Annotated in this window: 5 protein-coding genes; 4 read left to right on the forward strand and 1 reads right to left on the reverse strand. The window is 71.9% G+C overall.

The genetic code is table 11. The annotated features are described in order from the left end of the window. The 4 genes from kdpB to VI238_RS16220 all read left to right on the forward strand — a co-directional run. Positions 1–1,726: potassium-transporting ATPase subunit KdpB (kdpB, locus tag VI238_RS16205; protein ID WP_331653208.1), on the forward strand; the 1,726-nt coding region annotated here is incomplete at its 5' end. A 1-nt stretch (position 1,727) separates the two neighbouring features. Next, on the forward strand, positions 1,728–2,321 hold the full coding sequence (kdpC, locus tag VI238_RS16210; RefSeq protein ID WP_331653210.1) for a potassium-transporting ATPase subunit KdpC: 594 nt from the start codon (positions 1,728–1,730) through the stop codon (positions 2,319–2,321). 18 nt (positions 2,322–2,339) lie between these two features. After that, positions 2,340–4,973, forward strand: coding sequence for a sensor histidine kinase KdpD (locus VI238_RS16215; protein WP_331653212.1), 2,634 nt, complete (start codon positions 2,340–2,342; stop codon positions 4,971–4,973). 46 nt (positions 4,974–5,019) lie between these two features. Further along, on the forward strand, positions 5,020–5,754 hold the full coding sequence (locus VI238_RS16220) for a response regulator (protein ID WP_331653214.1): 735 nt from the start codon (positions 5,020–5,022) through the stop codon (positions 5,752–5,754). On the opposite strand, the gene VI238_RS16225 is transcribed toward VI238_RS16220, so the two are convergent. Beyond that, positions 5,751–6,048, reverse strand: a 298-nt coding sequence (locus VI238_RS16225) for a hypothetical protein (RefSeq protein ID WP_331653216.1), incomplete at its 5' end; no start/stop codon positions are given. The genes VI238_RS16220 and VI238_RS16225 overlap by 4 nt on opposite strands.

The raw sequence follows: 6,048 nt of genomic DNA on the forward strand, positions 1-6,048 counted from the left end.
GCGCGACCTCGTCGGCCGCCGCCACGACGACGGCGGCAACGAGACGCGCGTGCCGGCGAGCGAACTGCGCGCGGGCGACCGCGTGCTCGTGTCGGCGGGCGAGTTCGTGCCGGCCGACGGCGAGATCGAACGCGGCGTCGCGACGATCAACGAAGCCGCCGTCACCGGTGAATCCGCGCCGGTGCTGCGCGAAGCGGGCACCGATCGCAGCGGCGTGATCGGCGGTACGAAAGTGCTGTCGGACGAGATCGTCGTGCGCGTGAGCGCCGAGCCCGGCGGCAGCTTCCTCGATCGCATGATCGCGCTCGTCGAAGGCGCGAACCGCCAGAAGACGCCGAACGAGATCGCGCTGACGATGCTGCTCGCCGCGATGACGCTGACCTTCCTCGTCGTCTGCGTGACCCTGCCGTTCCTCGCTGGCTTCGTCGGCGTGAAGCTCGATCCGCTGCTGCTCATCGCGTTGCTCGTCTGCCTCATCCCGACGACGATCGGCGGCCTGTTGCCGGCGATCGGCATCGCCGGCATGAACCGTGCGCTGAAGGCGAACGTGCTCGCCAAGTCCGGCAAGGCGGTCGAAGTCGCCGGCGACGTCGACGTGCTGCTGCTCGACAAGACCGGCACGATCACCCACGGCGACCGCCAGGCGACCGCGTTCCATGCGCTCGGCGGCATCGACCGCGAACAGCTGCGCGACGCCGCGCTGCTGTCGTCGCTCGCCGATCCGACGCCGGAAGGAAAGTCGATCGTCCGGCTCGCGCGCGAACAGCGCAGTCGCGTCGAGGATCCCGAGCAGGCAACCTTCATCTCGTTCAGCGCGCAGACGCGCATGTCCGGCATCGACGTCGGTGCGCGTTCGATCCGCAAGGGCGCGAGCGACGCGATCACACGGCACGTGATCGCGCTCGGCGGCGTCGTATCGCCGGAACTCGAAGCGCGCGTCGCGCAGGTCGCGCGCGGCGGCGCGACGCCGCTCGTGGTCGCCGACGGCAAGCACGTGCTCGGCGTGATCGAGCTCTCCGACGTGGTCAAGCACGGCGTGAAGGAACGCTTCGCGCGCCTGCGCGAGATGGGCATCCGCACCGTGATGATCACCGGCGACAACCCGCTCACCGCGGCCGCGATCGCCGCGGAGGCGGGCGTCGACGACTTCATCGCCGAAGCGAAACCCGAGGACAAGCTCGCGCGCATCCGCGCCGAACAGGCTGCCGGCCACCTCATCGCGATGGTCGGCGACGGCACGAACGACGCGCCGGCGCTGGCCCAGGCCGACGTCGGCGTGGCGATGAATTCGGGCACGCAGGCGGCGAAGGAGGCCGGCAACATGGTCGACCTCGACAACGACCCGGCCAAGCTGCTCGCGGTGGTCGAGGTCGGCAAGCAGCAGCTGATCACGCGCGGCGCGCTGACCACGTTCTCGCTCGCGAACGACGTCTCGAAGTACTTCGCGATCCTGCCCGCGATGTTCGCCGGAGCGCTGCCTTCGATGGCCTCGCTCAACGTGATGCGCCTCGCGAGTCCGAACAGCGCGGTGCTGTCCGCGCTCGTGTTCAACGCGCTGATCATTCCCGCGCTGATCCCGCTCGCGCTCCAGGGCGTGCGCTTCAAGCCGGCCAGCGCGGTCGCGCTGCTGCGCCGGAACGTGCTCGTCTACGGCGTCGGCGGCGTGCTGCTGCCGTTCGTCGGCATCAAGGCGATCGACCTACTGCTCGCCGCCATCGGAGTCTGACATGAATGCCTCCAACCACCGCCCCGACGACCACGCCTCGTGGCGCGCCGCGATCGTGCTCGCCGCTATCGTGCTGGTCGCGTACGGCTTCCTCTACTCGCTCGCGGGCACCGCGCTCGGCCGCATGTTCTTCCCGTACGCGGCGACCGGAAGCCTGCTCGAACAACGCGGAAAGGTCGTCGGTTCCGCGCTCGTCGCGCAGCCGTTCGCCGACGCGCGCTACTTCGCGCCACGGCCGTCGGCGGCCGGCTACGACCCGATGCGCGCGAGCGGCAGCAACGCGGCGCGCAGCAATCCGGAGCTGCGCAAGCGCCTCGACGACGCGGTCTCTGCTGTCGCCGCACGCGAAGGCGTCGCGCGTGAGGCGGTCCCGGGCGACCTCGTGACCGAGTCCGGCGGCGGGCTTGACCCGCACATTTCGCCGGCTGCGGCGCGACTGCAGGTCGCACGCGTCGCCAGGGCGCGCGGTCTCGCCGAGGACGACGTCGCGGCGCTGGTCGAGCGGTACGTCGAGCGACCGCAGTTCGGCGTCTTCGGCCAGGCGCGGGTCAACGTGCTCGAGCTCAATCTCGCGCTCGACGCGCGGACGCGCTGATCGTTGCACAATGCGGCGATGAACGATCCGCGTACGGCCCGGGCCGACGCACTCATCGGCGAATTGCGCCGCGAGGGTGCCGGGCGGCTCACGATCTTCCTCGGCGCCGCGCCCGGGGTCGGCAAGACCTACGCGATGCTCGGCCGCGCACGCGAACTCAAGCGCCGCGGCGTCGACGTCGTCGTCGGCGTCGTCGAAACGCACGGGCGCGCCGAGACCGCGGCGCTGCTCGACGGGCTCGAACAGATCCCGCGCCGGCGCATCGAACACTCGGGGCGCGTGCTCGAGGAGTTCGACCTCGATGCGATGCTCTCGCGCCGGCCCGCGCTCGCGCTCGTCGACGAACTCGCCCATCGCAACGTGCCGGGCAGCCGTCACGAGCGCCGCTGGCAGGACGTGCTCGAGCTGCTCGACGCCGGCATCGACGTGCACACGACGGTCAACATCCAGCACCTCGAGAGCCTCAATGACGTCGTGCACCGGATCACCGGCGTGCGCGTCGCCGAAACGGTGCCCGACATCGTGTTCGATCGCCTGCGCGACATCGTGCTGGTCGACCTGCCGCCGCGTGAACTCATCGAACGCCTGCAGCAGGGCAAGGTGTACGTGCCGGAGCAGGCGGCACAGGCACTGCAGGCGTTCTTCTCGCCGTCGAACCTAGCCGCCCTGCGCGAGCTCGCGATGCAGACCGCGGCCGACCGCGTCGACAGCGACCTGCGCGAGGCGCAGGTCGCGCGCGGCCTGCCGGGCGCGTCGCTGCGCCGGCGCGTGCTCGTCGCGATCGACGGCCGCGGCCAGTCGGAATACCTCGTGCGCGTCGGGCGCCGGCTCGCCGAACGCCGCGACGCGCCGTGGAGCGTGGTCAGCGTGCAGGGCAGCGGCGCGGTCGACGCCGCGCGGCAGATGGAACTCGATCGCGCGTTCGCGCTCGCGCGCCGACTCGGTGGCGAGACCGAGCTGCTGCACGGCTCGAGCATCGTCGACACGCTGCTCGACCACGCGGCGCGCAGCGGCGCCTCGGCGATCGTGCTCGGGCGCACGCGCGAGCGCCCGTTCGCGCGCATGCTCAACCGCACGCTCACGCAGCAGCTGATCCAGCGCGGTGCGCATTACGAGCTGACGATCGTCAGCACGCCCGAAGCGCGTGCGAAGTCGCGCCGCTCGCTGCGCGACCTGCGCGGCTGGTTGAATCGCAGCGACGCCGCGCTGGCGTTGTTCGCGGCGGCCGCGGCGGCGGTCATCGCCGGCCTGGCCGAGCGCTGGGCCGGCCTGCATGACCTGTCGATGGTGTTCATCGTCGCGGTCGTGCTCGTCGCCGCGCGCACCGGCATGACCGCCGCGGTGATCGCGGCGACGCTGTGCTTCGTCAGCTACGACTTCTTCTTCATCGAGCCGCGCTACACCTTCTACATCAGCGCGCGACAGGGCGTCGCGACCGTGTTCCTGTTCCTGCTCGCCGCGCTCGTGGCCGGGCGGCTCGCCTCGCGCCTGCGCGCGCAGGTGCTCGGTCTGCAGGCTGCGAATGTGCATGCGACCGCGCTGCAGGGCTTGTCGCAGGCGCTCGCGGGCGCGGCCGACCTCGGCGAGGTGGTCGGCGCAGGCACGCGCGCGCTCAGGCGCGCGCTCGGCGCCGATGCGTTGATCGAACTTGGCGGCGCACCGCTGCGCGACGCCGCCGTCGGCGACCGCGATCGCGCCGCGGCGGACTGGGCGCGGCGCAACGTGCAGCCGGCAGGACGCTACACCGACACGATGGCCGGCGCGGACTGGTGGTTCCTGCCGCTCGCGACCGGCGGCGCCGACGTCGGCGTGCTCGGCTTGCGCTTCGAGGCGCAGCAGGCGCGGCTCGGCGCCGAGCAGCGCCGGCTCGCCGAGGCGATGGCCGAGGACATCGCGCAGGCAATCGTGCGCGTCCGCCTGGTCGGCGACCTGCAGGACGCGCGCGTGACGGGAGAGACCGAGCGCCTGCGTTCGGCGCTACTGTCGTCGGTGTCGCACGACCTGCGTTCGCCACTCGCGTCGATCATCGGCGCGGCGAGCAGTCTCGACAATTACGCTGCCGCGATGGACGAAGAGGACCGCCACGGCCTGCTCGAGACGATCCGCCTCGAAGGCGAGCGGCTCGACCGCTACATCCAGAACCTGCTCGACATGACCCGCCTCGGACACGGCGGCCTCGCGCTCAATCGCGACTGGATCGGCGTCGGCGAACTCATCGGCTCCGCGGTCGCGCGCCTGCAGCGCTACCAGCCCGACGCGCGCTTCGACATCGCGGTCGGCGACGGCATCGGGCCGATCTGGGTGCATCCGGCGCTGATCGAGCAGGCGCTGTTCAACGTGATCGAAAACGCGGCGAAGTTCTCGCCCGCGGGGGAAGCGATCGCGATCGAGGCGCGCGTGCTCGACGACGGCGCGTTGCGCATCGACGTGCGCGACCGCGGACCGGGCATTCCCGAGGACGAGCGCCGGCGCATCTTCGACATGTTCTACAGCGTCGAGCGCGGCGATCGCGGGCGCCAGGGCACCGGCCTCGGCCTCGCGATCTGCCGCGGCATGATCGGCGCGCACGGCGGCAGCGTCGAGGCGTTGGCCGGCGCCGACGGGCGCGGCACGACGATCCGCATCTCGTTGCCGCGCGCCGAACCCGCGTGAGCACCGCGGATTCGCGCCGCCTTCGCGCGAACGCTAGGATGGCCGCATGAGCGAGTCCGCCAACGCCGCCGCCGCGCGCATCCTCGTCATCGACGACGAGCCGCAGATCCGCCGCTTCCTCGACATCAGCCTGCGCGCGCAGGGCTATCGCGTCGAGACCGCGGCCGACGGCGGCGCGGGCCTCGCCGCGCTCGCGACGCATGGCGCCGACCTCGTGATCCTCGATCTCGGCCTGCCCGATCGCGACGGCCACGACGTGCTCGCGGACCTGCGCCAATGGTCGGGCGTGCCGGTGATCCTGCTCACCGTGCGCGCGGGCGAGGCGGAGAAGGTGCGCGCGCTCGACGCGGGCGCGAACGACTACGTGACCAAGCCGTTCGGCGTACAGGAACTCATGGCGCGCGTGCGCGCGCTGCTGCGCGCGCGCGCGGTGCCCGCGGACGCATCGCCGCTGTTCGACGACGGCACCTTGCAGGTCGATCTCGCGCGCCGCGAAGTCAGGCTGCGTGGCGAGCCGCTCGTGCTCACGCGCAAGGAGTATGCATTGCTCGCGCTCCTCGTCGGCCATGCGGGGCGCGTCGTCACGCAGCCGCAGGTCCTGCGCGAGGTGTGGGGGCCGACGCACGAGCAGGACACGCACTACCTGCGCATCCTCGTCGGCAAGCTGCGCCAGAAGCTCGGTGACGATCCGACCGCGCCGCGTTGGATCGCGACCGAGCCCGGCGTCGGCCTGCGCCTGCTCGTCGCGCCGGACGCGCACGAGTCCGCCGGCGGGCGCTAGAACACGAGGCGCAGGCCGAACTGCAGTTGCGTGTCGTCGCGCTGCGCCGGCAAGCCTTCGAGTTCGCGCTGGTTGCGCCAGCTGCGTACGTGCAGCGCCTCGCCGGTCACGCGCAGCCACTCGCGCGGGCGCCAGTTCAGAGCGAAGGTGAGGGCACTGCCGTGCTCGCGCACGCGGCCGTCGATCGAACGCGGCAGCTGGTCGGTCGAGAACGCGTCGATGCGCAGCGCAGGCCGCCACGCGCCGCGATCCCAGCCGGCGAGCAGGTAGGCCGCGCGGAAGTCGGTGTAGGTG

Source organism: Dokdonella sp., from assembly GCF_036518555.1.
GTDB lineage: Bacteria > Pseudomonadota > Gammaproteobacteria > Xanthomonadales > Rhodanobacteraceae > Dokdonella_A.

Excerpts from the sequence above, each read along its gene's own strand:
- kdpC (WP_331653210.1), top strand. The coding sequence starts at position 1,728 with ATGAATGCCTCCAACCACCGCCCCGACGACCACGCCTCGTGGCGCGCC.
- VI238_RS16215 (WP_331653212.1), top strand. The coding sequence starts at position 2,340 with ATGAACGATCCGCGTACGGCCCGGGCCGACGCACTCATCGGCGAATTG.
- VI238_RS16220 (WP_331653214.1), top strand. The coding sequence starts at position 5,020 with ATGAGCGAGTCCGCCAACGCCGCCGCCGCGCGCATCCTCGTCATCGAC.